The following is a 19500-nucleotide window of genomic DNA, read 5'->3' as shown; positions in this document are numbered from 1 at the left end:
TGCAGGCGTGCTGCTGCACCGCTCTTGTACCCCTATCTTAACTTCTCCTATAGACACCTTGATGTCAGCGAATAAACGTTCGATTTCTATGCACAAAAAGAAAAGACCCCGCATCCGCGAGGCCCACACAAATTAATCTATTGGTACATGTTATTCCACTCTGCCAATTGATTCTTCAACTGCTCCCGCGCCGACTTAGGCTCCAGAATCTCTGCCGCAGGACCATATTGCAGAACCCAGCGCATGAACTCCTTCTCGTTGTTCACGGTCACCTCGAACGTCATGCTGCCGTCCTTGTTGTCTTTCATCCGCGGATGAACGAACAGCTCCTCTTCCTTGATATACCGCGCCACTTCGGCGTTGAACCGGACTTTAAACGTAATATTGCGGTCGCCGCTCTCGATGGACCATGTATTCTTCAAATACTTCTTGATGTTGAAACCGCCCTTGTCAAAAGTCTCGCTCGCAATCTCCACCTTCTGGAAGCGGCTGATACGAAACGTCCGAATGTCCTGCTTCAAGTGACAGTAGCCGATCAAATAAAACTTCTGATCCCGAGGCACGAGATAGTACGGATCGATCTGCCGTTCCGTTGTCTTATTCCGCGACTGGGTATGGTAGACGGTATGGATGGTTCGCTGCTCCAGAATCGCTTGGATGATCGGCTGCAGATAGTTCGGACTTTCCTTGCGATAAGCAGGCGTCCCCATCTGAATGATGTTGGAGATATCTTCGATAATATTGTTCTGCCGCGACTTCTCCTTCAAGTGCGTCGCCATCACTTTATCGTAGGCCGACTCGAAGCCAGGCGGGAGCTTGTCCCGATCCAGTACGGAGGGCAGCAGCGAGAATACGAGCGCCTCCTGTTCGGAGAAGTTGAGCGGATACAGGAAGAACCTGCCCATGAAACGGTACCCCGTCCCCCTGCCTTCATTGACGATCGGGGCAATCAGGCTCACCGTATCGAGATCGCGATAAATCGTTCGTATATTCACATCGCACTTAAGCGCGAGATCCGCTGCTGAGATGCCAGGGTTGGCTTGAATCGCATTAATAATGTTGAAGATTCGGATGACTTTATCGATCATGATGACACTCCTCATTGGCAGTCTGTAGGAAACCCCTACAAGAAGTGTATTTCGACAAAATCCATCTTTTCCCTCCAGAACACCCGTTCCATGGCTGCCCGCTGTCACAGCCCGTTGTTACACTCACGCTATATACTGGAACAGAACGAGGCACCTGAGCTGTCTCATTACTCAACCAAGCTTGTTTACGCGACCGACGAGGCGAAACATCTTCCTTTTGCCAACTTAGCCGCAATGTTAGGGATGGTGATTTGAATCGCTATTATTCTCACAAATAAAGGAGCCCTCGTAAGCGAGGACTCCTAAATCCCATTATTCACTTACCAACACCTCAATAACCCGCTTCGCCTCTCTACCAGTGTCGGACTCGATCCCGTCCCACCAGCATGTGACGAGCGCCTTCCACAATGCCCAGCCTCTTGCCCGATCCACGGTGTCTTCCCCAAGATCCAGCTCACGCAAGAACACATCTCTGCTTTCCTTATCGAAGAATGTCCAAGCTATCGCTAGATCAGCCGCAGGGTCACCGACAGCCATCACGCCGAAATCAATCACACTGGATAGCTTTCCGTCAGTGACTAACAGATTGCCTGGCGCAATATCTCCGTGAAGCCATACCGGCTCCCTCGTCCACTGCGTTGCCTTGGCCCGTTCCCAGCTTCGCTGACACTTCTCAGCGTCTATCACATCTCCAAGCGCCTTACATGCTCCGAGCGTCCATTCATCGAATAGGTACACCGTTAAAGGACAACCTCTGAAGTAGTTGTGCTCCGCGCCAGGCGGACCGTCCGATGCATCAATAGCCTGCAGCTCCTTCAGGAATGAAGCTAGATCAACAGCGAGCGCCCTCATATCCGAGATATTGTCCCGCCGCAGCGTCTCCCCTTCGATCCATCGATTGACGGACCAGTGGAACGGATAGTCCTCATCCGGTACGCCCTTGGCCAGAGGAGCAGGAATCGGAAGCGACAAGCGAGGCGCCAACTTCGGAAGCCAATAGGCTTCCTTCTCCGCCTGCGGAGCATGTCCCGCGTCTCTCGGCAGCCGAACGCTCATCTCATCTCCCAGATGAAACGTAAAATTATCGTACCCGCCCTTCTCGACAGGCATAATCGGCAGATGCGACCACTGCGGAAATTGCTTGCGTATAAGCTTGGTTACCAGATCCACGTTAATGGTGTTCATCGTCTCACCTCTACCTGCAAGTATATTCCAATAGGCGCAGCCGACCAATTCTCTCCTCTCACTTTCCTCCGTCAAATCTCCCATATTTTAGCGATTCCGAAGCTGGAAAATATAATAATCCTTAGCCCCATCGTAATAATATAGAACTAGTGAGGAATCGGAAGCATATACGAAACATTTTGCGAAAAAGTAAGGTTTACCCCTCCTCAATTCCCGCCTTCCGATATTTTGCCCCCCTATCCGTTCTGTGTCGGAATTGTGTCGGGTGGCTTTCTTTGTAAGCGTGTTATAATCTCCATAGTTTGCAATTCGGGAGCAGTATTCCCGGGGGTAGAGAAACCACAACTTACAGAAGCTGGTGATCAAACAATGTTTCAACTGAAGTGGCTTTGGCACAATTTGCGAGGAGACCGGGCACGGTACATCATCGCGCTTATCCTCTCTGTAGTAGGCTGTTCGCTTACCATCATCAACCCGTACATCGGCCAGCGCATCGTGGATACGTTCATCGCGGGTGATGACGCCGTACAGAACCTGACCGACAAGCGGTCGCTGCTTATCGCTCTATGTTTAGGCATGGTCGGCTTCTCGCTGCTGCGTACAGGTCTGGCGTATTTTACAACGCTGTTATACGAGCGTTCGTCGCAGAACATGCTATACCGCGTTCGCATCTTCCTGTACAACAAGATTCAAGGGCAAGACATGCACTACTACGATCATAACCGTACGGGCGACCTGATGACCAAGATGACTGGTGACCTCGATATGGTCCGTCACACGATGGCGTGGATCATTAAGACGATCATCGAATCGCTCACCGTGTTCCTCGCGGCCGTCGTCTATTTCTTCTATATAGATGCTGCGCTGACTTGGTGGCTGCTCATTCTGTCGCCGCCGATCTTCATTGTCGCGTTCATCTTCGCAAGACGCGTTCGCCCGATGTATGGCGACCTGCGGGAGAAGCTGTCCCAGCTCAACACGATTACGCAGGAGAATATCGCGGGCAACCGCGTGGTCAAAGCGTTCGCGCGCGAAGAGTATGAAGTTCAGAAGTTCACGGATAAGAACGTCAATTATTCCAAAGCCAATAAGGCTGCGGCGATGGTATGGCTCGATTACTTCCCGTACCTGGAGACGTTCGCGCAAGCGTTCAACGTTATTCTGATGATCGTCGGCGGTTTGTTCGTCATGGACGGCCGCATTACGTTCGGTGAATTCTCGGCTTTCTCCGCGCTGATCTGGGGTCTGTCCAACCCGATGCGCAACATCGGCATCATTATCAACGATATTCAACGTTTCTTCGCCAGCCTTACGAAGATCGTCGACGTCTATTACGCAGAACCGCGCATCGTGAACGAACACAAGATGGAAGCGAAACGCCGTTACAAAGGCTCCATCCAATTCGACAACGTCAGCTTCAAGTACGATAATGCAACGGTTCTGGACAATATCAGCTTCACCGTCAAGCCAGGCGAGACGATCGCAATCATGGGCGCAACCGGCTCTGGCAAAACAACGCTCATCAACCTGATTCCGCGCTTCTACGACGTAACGAAGGGACGCGTGCTCGTTGATGGCAAGGACGTGCGCGAGCTCGAGCTCGATGAGCTGCGCGGCAACATTGGTGTCGCTACCCAAGACGTCCTGCTCTTCTCTGACACGATCGACGGCAACATCGCCTACGGCGACCCGGACATGCCGGAAGAGGAAGTTGAAAGCTTCGCTAAGCTGGCAGCAGCCGATGACTTCATTCGCAAAATGCCGGAGAGCTACAACACGATCGTCGGCGAACGCGGCGTCGGCTTGTCCGGCGGTCAGAAGCAGCGGATCGCCCTCGCTCGCGCAATGGCGGTGCAGCCTCCGATCCTCATTCTCGACGACACGACTTCGGCCGTCGACAACGAGACGGAAGAGCACATTCAGAAGAGCCTGCGCGAGCTGGACTTCGATTGCACGAAGATCATCATCGCTCAGCGTGTATCTACGACGGCAGAAGCGGATCGTATCCTCATCTTGGATAACGGCCGCGTAATCGAGGAAGGCACGCATAGCGAGCTGGTGGCGAAACGCGGCTACTATTACGAAGTATTCAAGCTGCAGAACGAAGGCATCGGAAGGCAGGCGACTACGCATGGCTAGAAATAAATTCGACATCGACGAGAATCTGGAGTCCCCCTTCAATATCAAGCACTTCAGACGCGCTCTCGTCTACATCCGGAAGCAGCAGAAACCGATGCTCATCGCCTTCCTGCTGAGTACGCTCTCGGCAGGAATCGCGCTCTCGGCGCCGCTCATCATCCAGCACGTCGTTGACGTGACGATCCCGGAGAAGGATAAGTCCGGGCTGATCTTCTGGTCGATGATGACGCTGCTGACGATCATCGTCAGCGTTATTCTCGCAACGATCCGTTCGCGGATCATGACGCGAGTCGGACAAGATATTATTTTCGATATAAGGACCGACTTGTTCAAACACTTGCAGAAGCTGCCGTTCCAATACTATGACGATCGCCCGCAGGGCAAAATCCTGATCCGCGTCGTCAACTACGTCAACTCGGTATCCGACGTCCTATCGAACGGTATCATCAACTTCATTCTCGAGATCTTGAACTTGATTTTCATCGCGGCATTCATGTTCGCGGTGGATGCGAAGCTGTCGCTCGTCATTCTTGGCGGTCTGCCGATCTTCGCGGTCGTTATTCTGCTCATCAAGAACAAGCAGCGCCGCGCTTGGCAGGCGGTATCGAATAAGAGCTCGAACATGAATGCTTATATGCAGGAGAGCATCAGCGGCATTCGCGTTACGCAAATTTTCACGCGGGAGAAGCGCAACGAAGGCACGTTCACGCGTCTGTCCACGAACTATCGCAATGTGTGGATGCGGGCGATGTACTTCAACTTCCTGATCCCGTTCTCGGTCGATAACCTGGCAACGATCGTGACAACGGCCATCTATTTCGTCGGCTTGCTTACGCTTGGACCGGAAGAGGTCACCTTCGGCGTCATTCTCGCGATGAGCAGCTACGCGGCGCGCTTCTGGCAGCCGATTCTCAACTTGTCCAACTTGTACAACAGCTTCATCAACGCCGTCTCGTACCTGGAACGGATCTTCGAGACGCTGGATGAGCCAGTAACAGTCAGCGATGTTCCGAATGCACGCGCACTGCCGCCGATCCAAGGCCGCATTACATTCGACAACATGACGTTCGCTTACGATCCGGGTCATAACATCTTGGAGAACCTGAGCTTTGATGTAAAAGCGGGCGAGAGCATCGCGCTCGTCGGCCCGACAGGCGCCGGCAAGACGACGGTCGTCAACCTGATCTCCCGCTTCTACAACGTGTCGGACGGCCGCATCCTTATCGATGGCCACGACATTGCAGAAGTGAAGCTGGAATCGCTGCGCAGCCAGATGGGCATCATGCTGCAGGACAGCTTTATTTTCTCCGGCACGATTATGGACAACATCCGTTACGGCCGACTCGATGCTACCGAAGAAGAAATAATCACCGCTGCGAAGACGGTGTGCGCCGATGAATTCATTCGTGAGTTCGAGAAAGGCTATCTGACAGAGGTTAACGAGCGCGGCTCCAAGCTGTCCCAAGGTCAGCGCCAGCTCATCTCATTCGCCCGCACGCTGCTCGCAAACCCTCGCATCCTCATTCTCGACGAGGCGACTTCGTCGATCGATGCACGGACCGAGCGCCTGCTGCAGAAAGGTCTGAACGAGCTGCTCAAGGGTCGTACTTCGTTCATCATCGCCCACCGTCTCTCGACGGTTAAGAACTGCGACCGCATCATGTATGTCGCGGACAAGGGCATTGCCGAGTCCGGCTCGCACGATGAGCTGATCGCGATGCGCGGCCGCTACTACAAGCTGTACACGGCGCAGAAGATGGAAGCTTAAGATGGATTAAGGTAGAATGAACACAAAAGGCCCCCGATCTCGGCTGAGATTGGGGGCTTTTTACCGTTTTATATTCCATTAGCAACTTTGTGTATCGTTCTTAGGTGCACACTCTCCATGTGAATCTGAACTAACGAATGCCCTAGTGACCATAAAATGTTCCTGTAACTGTATGTAAAACATAATGAAGGGTACAGATTGCATTAAACAGTTTAATGCAATCCGCCTCAGAGACTACTCTCCTTGTTTCTCCGTGCATTAGCCAATTGCGTTCCAGATAATTAGGCTCAACCTTTTTTTCAAAAGTATACTTACCGTTAAAATAACGTTGAATAAATCCGTCTAATGAAGGCAATAAAAGGGATGTTTCAATGTATCTACTTAACGGTTCTATGCTTTTATTAATGTAATAATCTTCCACCGTAGATTTGACAGCTTTATCAAAATAGTCGGTTATTTTTATTCTTCGTTTCCAGCTATCGATTGGGCTCTTTCTAATACTTTGATCTATTATAGCAGATAGTAGCATAGCACACGATGTATAAAACCCTTGCTCAAATAGCATTTCAGCTTCCTGAAACCAATCACTTCTATCTACTTCAAACCGAGAATAGCCATTTATATTTTTCAACAAATAGTAATTATCTTGTTTGAAAAAATCAAGAATTGAATCTGATGATCCATGAAATGCGATCCAGAACCAAGTATCATACCAGGTTTCATTCTTATTAGGTTCCCAAAAGGGTGAGATAACCCACCCCGATTCCCCAATAAGCTTACATTTTATTCGAATCTCATCTGTCTTCTTATTACTGAGGTTAGGATTAATTCCTGAGGCTTTTAATAAATCCTTTTGTACTTTAATATAGTTCTTATCAGTAACCCTATTATATTTACTCTCAATATAGACCCTGAATGAATGTAATGATGGCCCTCTATCTTCTAGATAGTTTGTTTCCATGTGCATGTTCCCCTCTCTTTTTCCTATATTTATCACCAATCGGCGTCCAATCAAGTCAGTTGATATTTATCATTTTTGCAAATATTATCTTCGTTGAACAGGGCGGAAGTATTACGAAGCTAATGTAGCGGATTCCATGTATCATGGTAAGGCACGGCGCAGAAGATGGAAGCTTAAGATTGGTTTTGGTAGAATATAAACAAGAGGCCCCCGATCTCGGCTGAGATTGGGGGCTTTTGTAACGACATTATATAGAGGTGATTATCGATGAGCTTCATGCTGGAACGGATTACGGATAAGGTCGAGTTGTTTGAGGCCTATGATATGAAGACGCTGGAGAAGAAGATCGAGGAGCAGATCGATAAGAATAAGGCGCTCATGCTGCAGGTTCATGCGATCACGCACAACGTCGTGTTTGATCCGAACCATAAAAAGATGCATTATAGCGCGGTTGTGCATTTTAAGGCGTAGGTCCGTATATACTCGAGCAATGCAGCAAGAGGTTGTCTCATAATCGGCTCTGGAGCGCATGCGTGCATGTATTCACCAAATGTCGATGATACAAACCTGCGAGAATGCAGGAATCACGGGGCACTTGTGCATCCACGGGAACAAACCTGTCAAAGTGCAGGTATTTCGACCGAAGTTAATCGATAACGCCTAATCAGACCTCGAAACCTGCACATTTGCACGTATTGGGAGCTTCGACCCCATTCCAACGCAATAAAACTGTATATTCGCAGGAATCATCAATGGTTAAATGTGTTGTTCTGCATCTTAAGTTAAGGGTGTTGTTCCGCAGTCTATCTCTAATCGAGAAAAAGGCCATCAAGTTCCACATGACAGTGGAACTTGATGGCCTTTCGTGTACAAAGTGTTAGGTCCCATGCAGCGCAAACGTCTGTCTTCGAGACCTCGTATACGGGCAGCCCGCGATTACAGGTCTATTACTCCGCGAATTTGATCTTGCTCAGCTCAATCAAGTCGTCCGCTGCAAGGAAGGTGTTGCCGCCTTCAAGGGCTGCAGCTGCGCGAAGCTCGCGCGTCTCGCCATCCGCCGTCGTTACCTCCGTGCCGCGCAGCTTCAGGCTGTACAGCACATCCTCGCCGTTCACAACCTCGATGTTGCGCGTTTCGCCATTCCACTTGATCTCGTAGCCAAGCGATTCTGCCAGCTTGCGCAGCGGCAGCATGAGCTGACCGTCCTTCACGAACGGCGCTTCGCCTGCAGACAGTTCTACCTTCTCGCCATTCACGGAGATGCCATCGAGATTCGCAGATACATAGCCTTTGTAGCCGTAAGGGAATACCATGACCTTGCTAGCGGCGTTCGACGCCTTCTCGCCATCGATTGCCGCCGTCTCCCAGACCAGCACCTTCTGACCTGGAATCAGCATATCGGCTGTAATGATGTTTTTCGTCAGATAAGGGGTCAATGTCGTGTCCGCCGTTACCGTAAACTCCTCGTCGCGATTCGTTTCCACTACAACGGTGCCGTCCTCGCCTTTCGTTACGCGCTCGATCTCCGCAAATGTCGGTACAGCGAAGTCGGCCGGGATACCTGCGAGGATCAGCTCCGCATGGGACATTGGCGGCAAGCTCATCGTCATCGCCGGACCTACGTAAGCATACAGAATCTCATTCTCGCGAATGTCTTCCAGCTTCATCGGCATGCCCGTTACGGCATTCAGAATTCGCGTATCTTCGCTGATGTTCACAATGATCTTCGGAATATCGCCATTCTCTTTATCATGGCCGAGCATGATTCTGTTCTCTTCAATCTTGGTCGCCTCGCCATAGACTTGGACGGATGGCAGTCGATGCGTCTGTCCGATCTCATAGACCGGCGCGCTGATTGGCACCGCTTCGACCGGCGCACTGATTGGTACTGCTGTGATTGGCGCGCTAATCGGCATGATCTCCACTTGCTGCGCAGCTGCAATGGAAGCTCCACCCGTCAGGCAGGATACCGTTGTAAGGACTACAAAAGCTTTCTTCATCTTCTTGTTCATTGTCATTCATCCTCTCAATTATCATTTGGTTTGAAATAGATACGAATAAGTTGTAAGCCAATCGTCAGACAGCTTGTATCGGTTATCCCCTATAGCGATAAGACACATCTCAGGAGTCAGCGGCATATCGATGGCTGTGCCATCCCTCAATGCCACACGAAGCGTATACGCTTCGCCCGAGGCCTCCGCCTTCGCCAGCTGCTCGTATTGCTCATTCGTCAGCTTGCCTGACGGTTCGAAAGAGGCGATATGCTTGATCCATTCGCGAACTTCCTTCTCGATGCTCCACGCATGCAGCAGCTGACTGCCGGTACCATCCAACAGCTCCACCCGCTCAGCCAGCTTGTCCAAGTGAGCAACCGCCGCATAATCATCAGCCGCGATAACGCTGTCGTCTGTATGGCCGACTAATTGAACGATATAGTAGCGATCATCCCGTTCGACAGCCAATCGGAAAGCAGGGTCATAGCCTGGCAGCTCGTAAAGCGTACCCCCTGTCAGGTATGTCGTGCCGAAGTCCCGGCTCGCATATCCATTCGTTCCACCGATCAGCATATCCGCAGCAATGTCATATTCCAGCTTCCCGAGCGGCTCGCTCTCCCCGAGCTTCAACTCCGACAGGTCATACGGTTCGCCTTTGTTCAAGAACTCGTACCGACTGCCGTTATAATTCAGAAACTTTCGGATCTCGCCAGCCTGAGGCAGGCTAAACCCTCGGGGAGTGATAGACACTGCCATCGGACTAATAGCAACCGCAGGTTTAAGCACGACAATGGCAGGCTCCTCTTTCCCGTTCATCATGAATGGCAGGCCGATTGCGAGGAGCAGCATACCCAACATAGCAGGCATCGCAATGCGATAACTCCATCTCCATTGCCGCTTCGGCTTCGACTTGGCTTCGGAAGGATTCAATATCCGCTGCAGCATTCTCTCCGTCTGCGTCTTCGTAGGACCTATACGGGCCAGGCGTTCGAGCAGTTCCTCTTCAGTCATCGCTATCACCGCCTATCCTCAGCTTCAAGAGCTTTCTGCCCGTATGCAGCTGCGTGCGGACCGTCGCCTCATTCACGGCAAGCAGCTCCGCGATCTCCTTCGTCTTGTACCCTTCGTAATAAAACAAATATATCGGAAGCCGGTATTTGGCAGGCAGGGCCAGTACCTCGCCAAGTGTATCGTCTTGCTTATGCTGCTCGGTAAGCAGCTTCTGATCGGTCTCCTCAAGCGATGTCCTCATTCGTCTCCACCAGTGCTTCAGTACATTGCGGCAGTGGTTGCGGGCAGTAACGATAAGCCAGGCCTTCTCATGTTCATGATCGCGAAAAGCGATATCCGACTGCATCAGCTTCAGGAAGACGGTCTGCGTCACTTCTTCCGCGTCGACCACGTTCCTCAGCAGCATGAAGCTGACTTTATAGACGGTGTGGACATGACGCTGATAGATTTGAGTGATGTCCTTGCTCGTACGCCGCAAGGGCTCCTCCATGGTGAATGACCCCCTTCTCTAGTAACACAAACGAGATGCGCGAAATGTTTGGTGCAGCCTAGAAAAAAATGATATGAACATTTGGTGGCAAAAGAAGAGGCCCCCGATCTCGGATGAGATTGGGGGCCTCTATAACTAGGCGTGCATACGGAACAATGAAAGATAAGTTCGAAAATGCTATAAGTTATGATAGTGATAGGTACGCCTTTATTTTCAATCCATGCCGACTTCGAGCAAAATCTGGCTGGACTCCGCCGCCGGCAGCTCCTGCACCTGACGCAGCTTGCGCTCGATCGCCCTTGTCCGTGTCGTCGCTTGATCGATCGTGTTGCTTGCTTCCTGAAGCTTCTTCTGCGTCTTATCGAGCACGTCCCCGAACTTGCCGAACTCGGTCTTGACCGCGCCGAGCAGCTGCCATACTTCGCTCGACCGCTTCTGAATGGCGAGCGTCTGGAAGCCAAGCTGCAAGCTGTTCAGTACGGCGGACAACGTCGTCGGACCTGCGATTACAACGCGATACTCCCGCTGAATCGATTCCCACAGCCCTGGCTTGCGCAGCACCTCTGCGAACAACCCTTCGAGCGGAAGGAACATGATCGCGAAGTCGGTCGTATTCGGCGGATCGATATATTTCTCCTTGATCGTTCGCGCCTCGTTCTTGATGCGCGCATCCAGCTGTTTGCTATACTCCGCCGCCGCTTGGCTGTCGTCCTCTTCGATGGCATCGAGCAGACGCTGATAATCCTCGATCGGGAACTTGGAGTCGATCGGCAGATGAATGTATTGATCTCTGCTGTTCTTATCCGGGATCTTCACCGCAAACTCGACACGGTCTGCGCTGCCCTTCTTCGTCGCAACGTTCTTGTCATACTGCTCCACCGTCAATGTCTGCTCCAGCAGGTTCTCAAGCTGAAGCTCCCCGAGCGTTCCGCGCGTCTTCACGTTCGTCAGCACCTTGCGCAGGTCGCCGACGCCATTGGCCAGCGTCTTCATCTCGCCAAGTCCTTTATGTACCAGCTCCAGCCGCTCGCTCACCAGCTTGAACGAATCGCCAAGCCGCTGCTCCAGCGTCGCATGCAGCTTCTCATCGACGGTTGCGCGCATTTGCTCCAGCTTCTTGTTGTTGTCCTCTTGCAGAAGTACAAGCTTCTCCTCGACTGTGCTTCGGATCTTCTCCAGCTTCGTCTCGTTCATGATCGTCAGCTCAGCCAGCTGCTTCGAGAAGCTGTCGAGCAAGTGCTTCTGCTGCGCGGATATCTCGCTGATCGTTCCGACGATCATCTGATTCATCTTCTGCATCGATCCGGTCAGCTCTTCGCGATTCTGCCTTGCGGCTGTGCCTGCCTCCTGCCGATTCAGCGCCGACTGATCCATCTGGAACTTGTTAATGTCCTCTCGGGTCCGATCAAGCTCCAATCTCAGCTGCTTATGAACCACATCCGAGCCACCCGCGGTACGCAGCTTCAACCACAGCAGCATGACTGCAAGCAAAGTGACGAGATTCAGAACGATTAACACCATTTCCACCATTACATCCCCTGCTTCCGCGGTCATTTTGGTCACATGAAGAGATCCGTTTCCAAGCTTAGAATCGCGCTTCGAGCATCTGCTTGGCATCATGTTCAGCTATACTATACTCGCAATCTTCAGGGTTGTCATCGCTGTCTGAACAGACTCTCATGTAATGGGGAAAATGGTGCGGATCATTCCCTGCATGGACCGAACACCGTCGCGCCAGCCATGCAGCTACTTACTCCGAACGACGCGAAAGCCTTGGTCGGGTCCGAAGCCATTCGCTTCGAACTTGCCTCGGTAAGAAACCTCTGTGCTCACGACGTCGCCGAGCCAGCCGCCGCCTTTTACAATTTGAAGCGATCCGCTGCTGTTGTCGAGGCCATCTCCATACCAGCCCCAGACCCATTCTCTGACGTTGCCCGACATATCGTACAGCCCCAGCTCATTAGGCTTCTTGCCGCCGATCGGCTTGGTCGTATTGCGGTTGGATTCAATATTCGGCCAGGCCCAATCACCGGATAGATACTTCGTCCCCGCGTTCCGCCAGTTCCACGAGACTTCGTCCGGCTCATTGCCCCCGCTATAGGTGTAACTGTTGCTCAGTTGACCGCCGCTTGCAGCATATTCCCACTCTGCTTCTGTCGGCAATCGGTAGCCGTTAGCACCTTCATTGATCGTAACGGTCCATTTGACCGTATCATGTTCGCTCTTATTGTTCGGGTCTTTGTTATCCTTATCGATTGTATAATACGGCTTCAAGCCCTCTGCGACGCTTCTCTTATTGCAGTACGTAATGGCGTCATACCAGCTCACCATCTCGACAGGCAGGTTGCTGCCTTTGAATTGCGAGGGATTGCCGCCCATGATCTCGATCCATTCTCGCTGGGTCACTTCATATTGGCCGATATAGTAATCGGGCAGATTGATCGAATGTCCAAAGAAATTGGACTTCGTGTCTATAAACGTCCCACCTTTGACGAGTATAAGCTCACCTGTCTGCGGTTGATTGTTATCCGACTGCTTCGTGGATTCATTCGTTGACGCGGCTTGCGAGCAAGCGCTCATCGTCATTACCATGATGACTAAGATAATCGATCCCCTTCTCATCGCGCTATCTCCCATGGGCTTGTCTCCTATTGTATGAGGCATTAGAAATGCATAAGACCGCCGGCTGTTAGGCCGGCAGTCCTTAGCGATATCTTATTGGTTAATGGATTACCAGACCGTTACGTTCGAGCTGCCGCTGCTTTGGTAGCCTTCCGTTGCGAGTACTTGATAGGACCAGCTGCTGCCCAAATTCATGCCTTTGCTCTTCCATGCGTTAACATGATTGCTGAACGTGATCGCAACGTTGCTGCCTGTTGGGCGCTTCGACTGACGAACGCTCCAGAATTGCGTGAACGTTGCCGTACCGTCGATGGATGGTGCATTCGTACGCGTAGTCGTGTAGATATCATACGTGCCGCCATCGCTCGATACCGTCCCTTTGTACGTTCCCGTAGGACGATAAGTGCCCCAGCTATCCACGACATAATATTCGATGAGCGAATTGCGCGTCCAGCCATAGAGCGTCAGATAGCCGTTACCGGATGGAGCCCATACGCCGGCATTGTAGTTGATGACGCGGGAAGCAGAACCCGTGTTCCAACCCTTGCCGACGACGAAGTTGCCTGTATTGCTCCAGTTGACGCTATAATTGCCGCCCGAACCGTTCGTTGCATTGACCGTGCCGCCGCCGTCCGTCCAATTCTGCCAATAGTCCGTCGCCGCACTCGAAGTTGCCGCGAACATACCCAAGCTCATTGTAGCTGCCAATGCCGTAACAATCACTTTCTTCGACCATTTGATCATCATTATTGCCTCCTAAAATTTAATTTGGTTGGTTAAGCTGTCACTTGCCTGGTCGGCCGATTCTGGCTGCAGATGTTGCAGAGCATTTATCTTTCCGTGACAGTTCAAGTTATAGGCTTGTCCCCCCTTAGAACAGAACTCAGAAGAGGATTCCTCTGACGAATCATCTTCTCTCATACGCTCCACAGTGACCATGTCATCCACATCAAGCGCAACTAGATATTACCAAGTAAGCGCATACAAAATCACCTAATCAAATTATTGATTTGACCTTACTTTTTTCACATGATGTGTCAGAAGGATAAGAAGGCTGCTTTTTCTCTCAAAATGAAAAAAAAGCGTCCGCAACACCCGAGCCATTGCTCGTGGATGTTCGAACGCTTCTTATCCTTGCAGCTCCTATTACTTCGCTTCATATTCCTTCGTCGCTGTGTCCAGCATCGCTTGCCAGCTCGAGAACTTCGTCTCTCTGGCTACGTGACGATCGAATAACTCGTCTTGGATGTTCTTAATTTCCTCGCGCGTATTCCCTTGGAAATTCCCTTTCTCCATAAACGCCGCAAAGCTGTCCACATTCGTATACTTCGTCATGAACGATTCGTGGAACAGCTTCTCGAAAGGCACAAGCTTCGGATCCTCTTGCACCGTCTTCTGACCTTTCAACTCCAGCAGCAAATCATCAAATGACATCGGTTTATGCTTACCCAGACGATCACCCCTCAATATTGTATATGAAGTTACTTACTTCTGTGCCTCTGGCTTGGAACTTGCTGCAGCGGGTGCTCCGTTGCTCTTGCCCTTCGTGCCTTTGCTCTTATACGGCTTAGGCGCATTCTTCGCTCGATTCGCACTCGCCTGCCAGCGGTTCCAGCCCTTCTTATCCGTTCCCCTACCTGTACCCTTGCCCTTAGCCATCTTTCCACAATCACTCCGTTATTAAGCTGCTGCTACACATATGCAACTGCATGATGCAGACACCTGTTATACTATCGGGTTACCCTAACTCCAATGTTATCATACATGGTGTAAATTCCATCTATATCTTACTGGTATCTATTCCGTGCCCTCTCTGTCGTTTATACTGGCCGTCGTTCAGGAAGCGCGCGTTATCGTCCAATAGGTTCAACTAACGCACGGTCATGATGATCATATCATGGATACGATCATGGTGGCAAAGACGCGTTGATGCGATGCGACGCAAGCGATTCATGCATTGTCCGTACGAGCCGAGGACCTGCCAAGGTGTACATAGCAAAGACTGCCCCCGTGATCGTAGAGCAGTCTCTGCTAATCCTGTTCGATTCCAAATCCATTGGGATTCGTTAATACTTGCCTTTACCAGTAAACGTCCCGTCATCGAAGTTCATGACGTTGGTGCTTTCGACATTGCCGTTCGCATCGGTGCTGTAATATTCGACCGTATGCGTCGTTGCGGCATAGATGTCGAAGGGACCCTCATAGGTGATCCAGCTGCCGCCATTAATCCGGTAATGCGTCGACGCGATCGTACTGTTCGTACTGGCAGCCTTCAACGACACCTGGAAGCCCTCGACATAACGATAGCCTTGCTCCGTTGTTGCGTAGAGAGGGTCGAAGTGGTAGAGCGTCGTAACGGACGAGACGACAGGGTCATCCGGCGGCGGATTGTCTGTAGAATCCGCACTTGTGTATTTGTACAGTACGGATTCGGCATGCAGCGAGATCGACTCCGTCATGTCTCCCTGATCTACATCGACAGAATAGCCGGTTATGACCAAATTGGTGAAATGAATGATCATGTACGGTTTCAACTGCTCCTGACCCGGGCTAACCAGATACAAATAACCATTCGGAATAACGGTACCCTTCGCCGCTGCTTTCAGAAGCGCTGGGGATGCTGCTGCGTCTACCGGCTTCGTAATATGGATATCCGAATAGACTTGCTTGGATGGGGCAAGCGCGCCTTTGAGAACACTCACAGGGCTTATAGATCCTAACGAATAGGACGATATAAGGCTGGCGCCTTTGTACGGGTCGACCGTGTAGCTGCCTTTGATTCCATCCAATTGAAGAAACTGAAATGCCGTTCCGCTCGAGGCGGCTTGCGCGCTGACAGGCTGTATGAGTAACAATAGAGCAGCTGTCAGCAGGGCGGCCAGCAAGCTCCGGTAACCAAATCTCGACAAACCGATCTACTCCCTTCAGCTCTCTGTTATCAGCAGCTGCCGCTTCCAGAATTCCCCCTCCGAGGTGAATTCCCATATCGGCCCGTCGGCCATTGTGGCACGGACATCCAGCACAGTTAGACTTGGTGCCGTCCATGCCAGCTTACAAGCGGGAGCAGCAGACGGCTTCGTGACATCGTTATTCATCGTCTCTTCTCCTCCGATGCTTATTTGACTTGGTTCTTCACGCGATCGATCGTGACCGTCTGATTCGTTTCACGTCCATCCGCTCCGATCAGCGTGTAGGTGAACGACATCTCGAGTGCTGACAACGTTATCGTTTCCTCCATGGGATCCCCGTCATCTTCAACGTATTGCTCCTGGGATGTCACGTAAATGTTCGATAGCTGGATCGTGAGGTACGGCTTATCCTGACCGTTCTTGAAGAAGTAAAGCGTGCCGCTCTTGATGGCTTTTCCGGCAGCCGCCGTCTGAAGGAGAGAGATTGATGCGGTGTCCAAATATTTGGTTAGTTGAATATCGGAATATTCCGGTTTCGCTGTGTTTGCGCCGCTGCCCTTGCTTACATTAAAAGGGACGGTCAGGCCGAATGAATAGCTGTTGATCTCGATTGCATCTTGATACAGTTTGTTAGCATCCTTCGATTCTCCCTTGATCCCGTCCAGCTTCAACAGAATCGAATGATGATTGACTGTCCCGGCAGCGGATGCGGCCATCGGCCATGCACATACAAGCGAAACAATGGAAAGCATAATGAGAACTACCTTGATCCTGCTGCGATTAAACACACGAATCAGCTCCTTGGCCAATGTTAAATGATACAATTTGTATCACAATAAATCTATCATGTTTTGTTTGAATCCGCTAGTACCTTAGTGCCTCAACATAATGATTTGTCAGGAATAACAAATAAGACGCGCAGGAGATCCTGGCGTCTTGTTGTTGTTATTTCAGCTTAGACAGGACCTATACGCCCGTCCGCTTCTTCTGATTGTTCGGCTTCTTCTTGATCTGGCTCGTCATCTTCTGAACGCCGGTGCTCTGGTGGGATTGTTGTCGGTTGTTCTGGGACTGGGCCTGCTTCTTCTCCTGCAGCTTGCGTTTCATCGCTTCCGCCAGGCTGATTTTCTTCGGCTCCGTCGATTGCTCGCCATTTGATTTATTGTTGTCTTCCATTGTCTACGTTCTCCTCGCTGCTTCGTATATTGATGGATGTTCGCCAGAGCTTATTATACATCAATTTTGTTGTCTCTACTTCTGTTTACTTCGGTTTCCATACGGCCCCGCCCGCGTTAACGGCGGTGTCGTGTTGACGAACCGATCAGATGCGAGACATGCGAGACGTCTTAGGACCTGTCATACGCATTAACCAAACGAAACGAGGCTGTCCCGAGTGGGACAACCTCGTATTTATGAGCACGGAGGAGCCAGTCCTGCCCAATGGCTGGATTCGTCCCGTTGCAGTTCGTGCAACGGGAATCCCTTCAAACCAGTCCTACAGCTCTATTCTCTTAACACCGTACATGCTTACGTTTGAACCCCAGCCGGTTTTTATCGACGGCTTTCTGAATATTAGAGGCCGTGCTCAGGAAGCTGCTTTTTCCATTATTGACGACCTCGACTGGACCAATCGCTTCGACGGTCTGAACGGCCATCTCATGAAGCGGCACATAGGATACAGCCACTGTATATAGGAAGTTCGCCATCGAATACTTCGCGCGCATCGGCGCGTCGTGAATCGTATCGCGTACCAAGCCAATCATATCGGCGATTTTACTCTCGGAAAACTCGGTATCCTTACGGTTGCCGAGCAGCCAGCAGTAGCAGCTCCAGCCTGCAGACTTTCTCAGTTCTTCGCCGCTAGCGATCCACTTGTCCGCGACCTGCTGCGCGATATCGGCTTCCGATAACGTGACGGACACGACGAAGTCGGACAACATGTAGAAGTACGCGCCATCCATCCAACGCTCGTAATCCGCCTCTGTCATCCCATTCGGATCGGCAATGATGCCAGCGAAGTACATCGCATCATAATTGCCTGTCGCGTACAGCTCGTCCGCCAACGCTTGGTTGATTTTGATTTTCCGGAAGAGCGGCTTCATCTCGGTCGTTGCCACTCCGAAGAGCGGTTCGTGCGCACCGTTCGTGATGTACATCTTCTTCAAACGTTCTTTGCCGAGTGCTTCGAGCTCTTGCATAACCGTTTCTAGATTCATACTTTATGCTCCTTTACTCTTTAAATTCAATGCGTCTTCTATATGGCATCATTACGTTTGATTCTAGCTTTTCGTTGCATGTTCAGCCCAGTCTCAGAGACATCCATGACTAAGCTTGTACTTATTCTCTGCTTTTCATAATCAGGTTTGTATTCCTCAAATTCAATTATTTTTATTTATTCGACACAAAAACAGTTATTTTCTTATCGTTTCTGCATATTACTAAACTATAAATAATAATTGAATGAAAGAGAGGTTCTCGTAACCATGGAAAAAGAACAAAGCATCCAACAACAATCCGAAGCTATAACCTCGCTTGAGGATGGACTAAACTTCATAGCCGCTATGATAGACCACTACTACTATTATCAAATAACCGATGAAGAAATAGATAATATTTGCGGCGGGTAGATAAATATAAAAAGATCGCTGACCTGCAAATCCAGGTTAGCGATCTTTGTGGTGCTCTAACTCCTTAATCGTAATGACTCTAATTCTTGAAGCACTTCCTCTGCATCACGGTCGGGATTTAAGATATTGATCATCTCAGCCGTAATAGGGGAATCATCGTAAATCTTCGCAACAACCTCCAATGAAGGTGATAATTCATAATAATCTCTTGCAAATTCCACAAAATCCTCTGGCGTTTGGAATATACCGTTCACTAAAAAATCGGAACCGTCGCTTGTGCCTTCCGGAATCTCAACTTTTCCCTTGTGCCAGTTTGTGTCACTGTTATCACGCCAAATACAAAACGTCACATCGTCTTTTTCGATTGCATCGTTTTCAAGTAAAGATAATAATTTCTGTGGAACGTCATCATAAATCCCTTGCCATACTTGATGTTCATCTTGCGCATATGGGCTTAATTCGGATTCATGATCGAAGCCTTTGATGATGGAGCCTTCAGGGGAAAACAAAATAATGAGATGATCACCTGCTCCATTATCTATTTTCGCCATGCAGAAACCTTCATCCCGATCTTGAACAAAGCTATGGTAACGAAACCGTTCATCTTGGCAAAGAATAATAGTTAACGATGCTTGGATTTTCATAAGCTTTTGTAAGATTATTGGATCTGGCAAACGTTCTAACACATTTACTTCCATCAACCTTC

At 50.4% G+C, this 19500-nt stretch carries 21 protein-coding genes; 4 read left to right on the top strand and 17 right to left on the bottom strand.

The annotated features are described in order from the left end of the window. Positions 1–137: 137 nt before the first annotated feature. Positions 138–1088, bottom strand: coding sequence for a helix-turn-helix transcriptional regulator (locus tag SBI19_RS07770; protein ID WP_317966711.1), 951 nt, complete (start codon positions 1086–1088; stop codon positions 138–140). Between the two features lie 312 nt (positions 1089–1400). Next, positions 1401–2273 carry an aminoglycoside phosphotransferase family protein gene (locus SBI19_RS07765; protein WP_317966709.1) on the bottom strand — a complete coding sequence of 291 codons (873 nt, stop codon included), beginning with the start codon at positions 2271–2273 and terminating at the stop codon, positions 1401–1403. Between the two features lie 369 nt (positions 2274–2642). On the opposite strand from SBI19_RS07765, the gene SBI19_RS07760 reads away from it, so the two are divergent. After that, positions 2643–4412, top strand: a complete 1770-nt coding sequence (locus SBI19_RS07760; RefSeq protein ID WP_317966707.1) for an ABC transporter ATP-binding protein — start codon at positions 2643–2645, stop codon at positions 4410–4412. Further along, entirely contained in the window at positions 4405–6180 is a 1776-nt protein-coding gene (locus tag SBI19_RS07755; protein ID WP_317966705.1) for an ABC transporter ATP-binding protein, read from the top strand. Before SBI19_RS07760 ends, SBI19_RS07755 begins: the two co-directional genes overlap by 8 nt. Before the next feature lie 142 nt (positions 6181–6322). On the opposite strand, the gene SBI19_RS07750 is transcribed toward SBI19_RS07755, so the two are convergent. Continuing rightward, the gene (locus SBI19_RS07750) at positions 6323–7141 is read right to left on the bottom strand and encodes a hypothetical protein (RefSeq protein WP_317966703.1); all 819 of its coding nucleotides are present in this window, start codon (positions 7139–7141) and stop codon (positions 6323–6325) included. Positions 7142–7408: 267 nt separating this feature from the next. On the opposite strand from SBI19_RS07750, the gene SBI19_RS07745 reads away from it, so the two are divergent. Next, positions 7409–7612 carry a DUF2536 family protein gene (locus tag SBI19_RS07745; protein ID WP_317966701.1) on the top strand — a complete coding sequence of 68 codons (204 nt, stop codon included), beginning with the start codon at positions 7409–7411 and terminating at the stop codon, positions 7610–7612. A 476-nt stretch (positions 7613–8088) separates the two neighbouring features. Here SBI19_RS07745 and SBI19_RS07740 read toward each other — a convergent pair whose 3' ends face one another. The 13 genes from SBI19_RS07740 to SBI19_RS07680 all read right to left on the bottom strand — a co-directional run bounded on the left by SBI19_RS07740 (position 8089) and on the right by SBI19_RS07680 (position 18383). Continuing rightward, positions 8089–9153, bottom strand: coding sequence for a stalk domain-containing protein (locus tag SBI19_RS07740; protein ID WP_317966699.1), 1065 nt, complete (start codon positions 9151–9153; stop codon positions 8089–8091). Positions 9154–9174: 21 nt separating this feature from the next. Then, positions 9175–10146, bottom strand: a complete 972-nt coding sequence (locus SBI19_RS07735; protein ID WP_317966697.1) for a hypothetical protein — start codon at positions 10144–10146, stop codon at positions 9175–9177. Further along, complete coding sequence (locus SBI19_RS07730) at positions 10139–10636, bottom strand: RNA polymerase sigma factor (RefSeq protein WP_317966695.1); 498 nt, start codon at positions 10634–10636, stop codon at positions 10139–10141. The genes SBI19_RS07735 and SBI19_RS07730 overlap by 8 nt, the downstream gene beginning before the upstream one ends. A gap of 213 nt (positions 10637–10849) precedes the next feature. Then, the gene (locus SBI19_RS07725) at positions 10850–12166 is read right to left on the bottom strand and encodes a DNA recombination protein RmuC (RefSeq protein WP_317966693.1); all 1317 of its coding nucleotides are present in this window, start codon (positions 12164–12166) and stop codon (positions 10850–10852) included. Positions 12167–12382: 216 nt separating this feature from the next. After that, positions 12383–13258, bottom strand: coding sequence for a formylglycine-generating enzyme family protein (locus tag SBI19_RS07720; RefSeq protein WP_317966874.1), 876 nt, complete (start codon positions 13256–13258; stop codon positions 12383–12385). 108 nt (positions 13259–13366) lie between these two features. Further along, positions 13367–14002 carry a glycoside hydrolase family 11 protein gene (locus SBI19_RS07715; protein ID WP_317966872.1) on the bottom strand — a complete coding sequence of 212 codons (636 nt, stop codon included), beginning with the start codon at positions 14000–14002 and terminating at the stop codon, positions 13367–13369. A 402-nt stretch (positions 14003–14404) separates the two neighbouring features. Beyond that, on the bottom strand, positions 14405–14692 hold the full coding sequence (locus SBI19_RS07710) for a hypothetical protein (RefSeq protein ID WP_317966691.1): 288 nt from the start codon (positions 14690–14692) through the stop codon (positions 14405–14407). A 51-nt stretch (positions 14693–14743) separates the two neighbouring features. Further along, entirely contained in the window at positions 14744–14917 is a 174-nt protein-coding gene (locus SBI19_RS07705) for a DUF3934 domain-containing protein (RefSeq protein ID WP_317966689.1), read from the bottom strand. Positions 14918–15324: 407 nt separating this feature from the next. After that, positions 15325–16167: an Hcp family type VI secretion system effector gene (locus SBI19_RS07700; protein WP_317966687.1), complete on the bottom strand. Its 843-nt coding sequence runs from the start codon at positions 16165–16167 to the stop codon at positions 15325–15327. A gap of 15 nt (positions 16168–16182) precedes the next feature. Continuing rightward, positions 16183–16353: a hypothetical protein gene (locus tag SBI19_RS07695; RefSeq protein WP_317966685.1), complete on the bottom strand. Its 171-nt coding sequence runs from the start codon at positions 16351–16353 to the stop codon at positions 16183–16185. A gap of 20 nt (positions 16354–16373) precedes the next feature. Then, positions 16374–16955, bottom strand: coding sequence for an Hcp family type VI secretion system effector (locus SBI19_RS07690; RefSeq protein WP_317966683.1), 582 nt, complete (start codon positions 16953–16955; stop codon positions 16374–16376). A 178-nt stretch (positions 16956–17133) separates the two neighbouring features. After that, entirely contained in the window at positions 17134–17343 is a 210-nt protein-coding gene (locus tag SBI19_RS07685; protein ID WP_317966681.1) for a hypothetical protein, read from the bottom strand. Between the two features lie 335 nt (positions 17344–17678). Next, positions 17679–18383, bottom strand: coding sequence for a DNA alkylation repair protein (locus tag SBI19_RS07680; protein WP_317966679.1), 705 nt, complete (start codon positions 18381–18383; stop codon positions 17679–17681). A gap of 267 nt (positions 18384–18650) precedes the next feature. Here SBI19_RS07680 and SBI19_RS07675 point away from each other — a divergent pair, with 267 nt between their 5' ends. Beyond that, entirely contained in the window at positions 18651–18794 is a 144-nt protein-coding gene (locus tag SBI19_RS07675) for a hypothetical protein (RefSeq protein ID WP_317966677.1), read from the top strand. 56 nt (positions 18795–18850) lie between these two features. On the opposite strand, the gene SBI19_RS07670 is transcribed toward SBI19_RS07675, so the two are convergent. Then, positions 18851–19492 (bottom strand): hypothetical protein, encoded by a 642-nt coding sequence (locus tag SBI19_RS07670; RefSeq protein WP_317966675.1) that lies wholly within the window; start codon positions 19490–19492, stop codon positions 18851–18853. Positions 19493–19500 lie beyond the last annotated feature (8 nt).

Origin of the sequence: Paenibacillus sp. CCS19, from assembly GCF_033239625.1 — a bacterium.
Classification (GTDB): Bacteria; Bacillota; Bacilli; order Paenibacillales; family Paenibacillaceae; genus Paenibacillus_T.
Note: the sequence above shows the minus strand (reverse complement) of the source record. Positions and strands in the feature narration are given on the sequence as shown.

Coding starts and splice junctions, on each gene's coding strand:
- SBI19_RS07770 (WP_317966711.1), bottom strand. CDS start 1,088: ATGATCGATAAAGTCATCCGAATCTTCAACATTATTAATGCGATTCAA.
- SBI19_RS07730 (WP_317966695.1), bottom strand. CDS start 10,636: ATGGAGGAGCCCTTGCGGCGTACGAGCAAGGACATCACTCAAATCTAT.
- SBI19_RS07695 (WP_317966685.1), bottom strand. CDS start 16,353: ATGAATAACGATGTCACGAAGCCGTCTGCTGCTCCCGCTTGTAAGCTG.
- SBI19_RS07680 (WP_317966679.1), bottom strand. CDS start 18,383: ATGAATCTAGAAACGGTTATGCAAGAGCTCGAAGCACTCGGCAAAGAA.
- SBI19_RS07685 (WP_317966681.1), bottom strand. CDS start 17,343: ATGGAAGACAACAATAAATCAAATGGCGAGCAATCGACGGAGCCGAAG.
- SBI19_RS07670 (WP_317966675.1), bottom strand. CDS start 19,492: ATGGAAGTAAATGTGTTAGAACGTTTGCCAGATCCAATAATCTTACAA.
- SBI19_RS07675 (WP_317966677.1), top strand. CDS start 18,651: ATGGAAAAAGAACAAAGCATCCAACAACAATCCGAAGCTATAACCTCG.
- SBI19_RS07725 (WP_317966693.1), bottom strand. CDS start 12,166: ATGGTGGAAATGGTGTTAATCGTTCTGAATCTCGTCACTTTGCTTGCA.
- SBI19_RS07740 (WP_317966699.1), bottom strand. CDS start 9,153: ATGAACAAGAAGATGAAGAAAGCTTTTGTAGTCCTTACAACGGTATCC.
- SBI19_RS07735 (WP_317966697.1), bottom strand. CDS start 10,146: ATGACTGAAGAGGAACTGCTCGAACGCCTGGCCCGTATAGGTCCTACG.
- SBI19_RS07755 (WP_317966705.1), top strand. CDS start 4,405: ATGGCTAGAAATAAATTCGACATCGACGAGAATCTGGAGTCCCCCTTC.
- SBI19_RS07720 (WP_317966874.1), bottom strand. CDS start 13,258: ATGAGAAGGGGATCGATTATCTTAGTCATCATGGTAATGACGATGAGC.
- SBI19_RS07745 (WP_317966701.1), top strand. CDS start 7,409: ATGAGCTTCATGCTGGAACGGATTACGGATAAGGTCGAGTTGTTTGAG.
- SBI19_RS07765 (WP_317966709.1), bottom strand. CDS start 2,273: ATGAACACCATTAACGTGGATCTGGTAACCAAGCTTATACGCAAGCAA.
- SBI19_RS07710 (WP_317966691.1), bottom strand. CDS start 14,692: ATGTCATTTGATGATTTGCTGCTGGAGTTGAAAGGTCAGAAGACGGTG.
- SBI19_RS07760 (WP_317966707.1), top strand. CDS start 2,643: ATGTTTCAACTGAAGTGGCTTTGGCACAATTTGCGAGGAGACCGGGCA.
- SBI19_RS07705 (WP_317966689.1), bottom strand. CDS start 14,917: ATGGCTAAGGGCAAGGGTACAGGTAGGGGAACGGATAAGAAGGGCTGG.
- SBI19_RS07715 (WP_317966872.1), bottom strand. CDS start 14,002: ATGATCAAATGGTCGAAGAAAGTGATTGTTACGGCATTGGCAGCTACA.
- SBI19_RS07750 (WP_317966703.1), bottom strand. CDS start 7,141: ATGGAAACAAACTATCTAGAAGATAGAGGGCCATCATTACATTCATTC.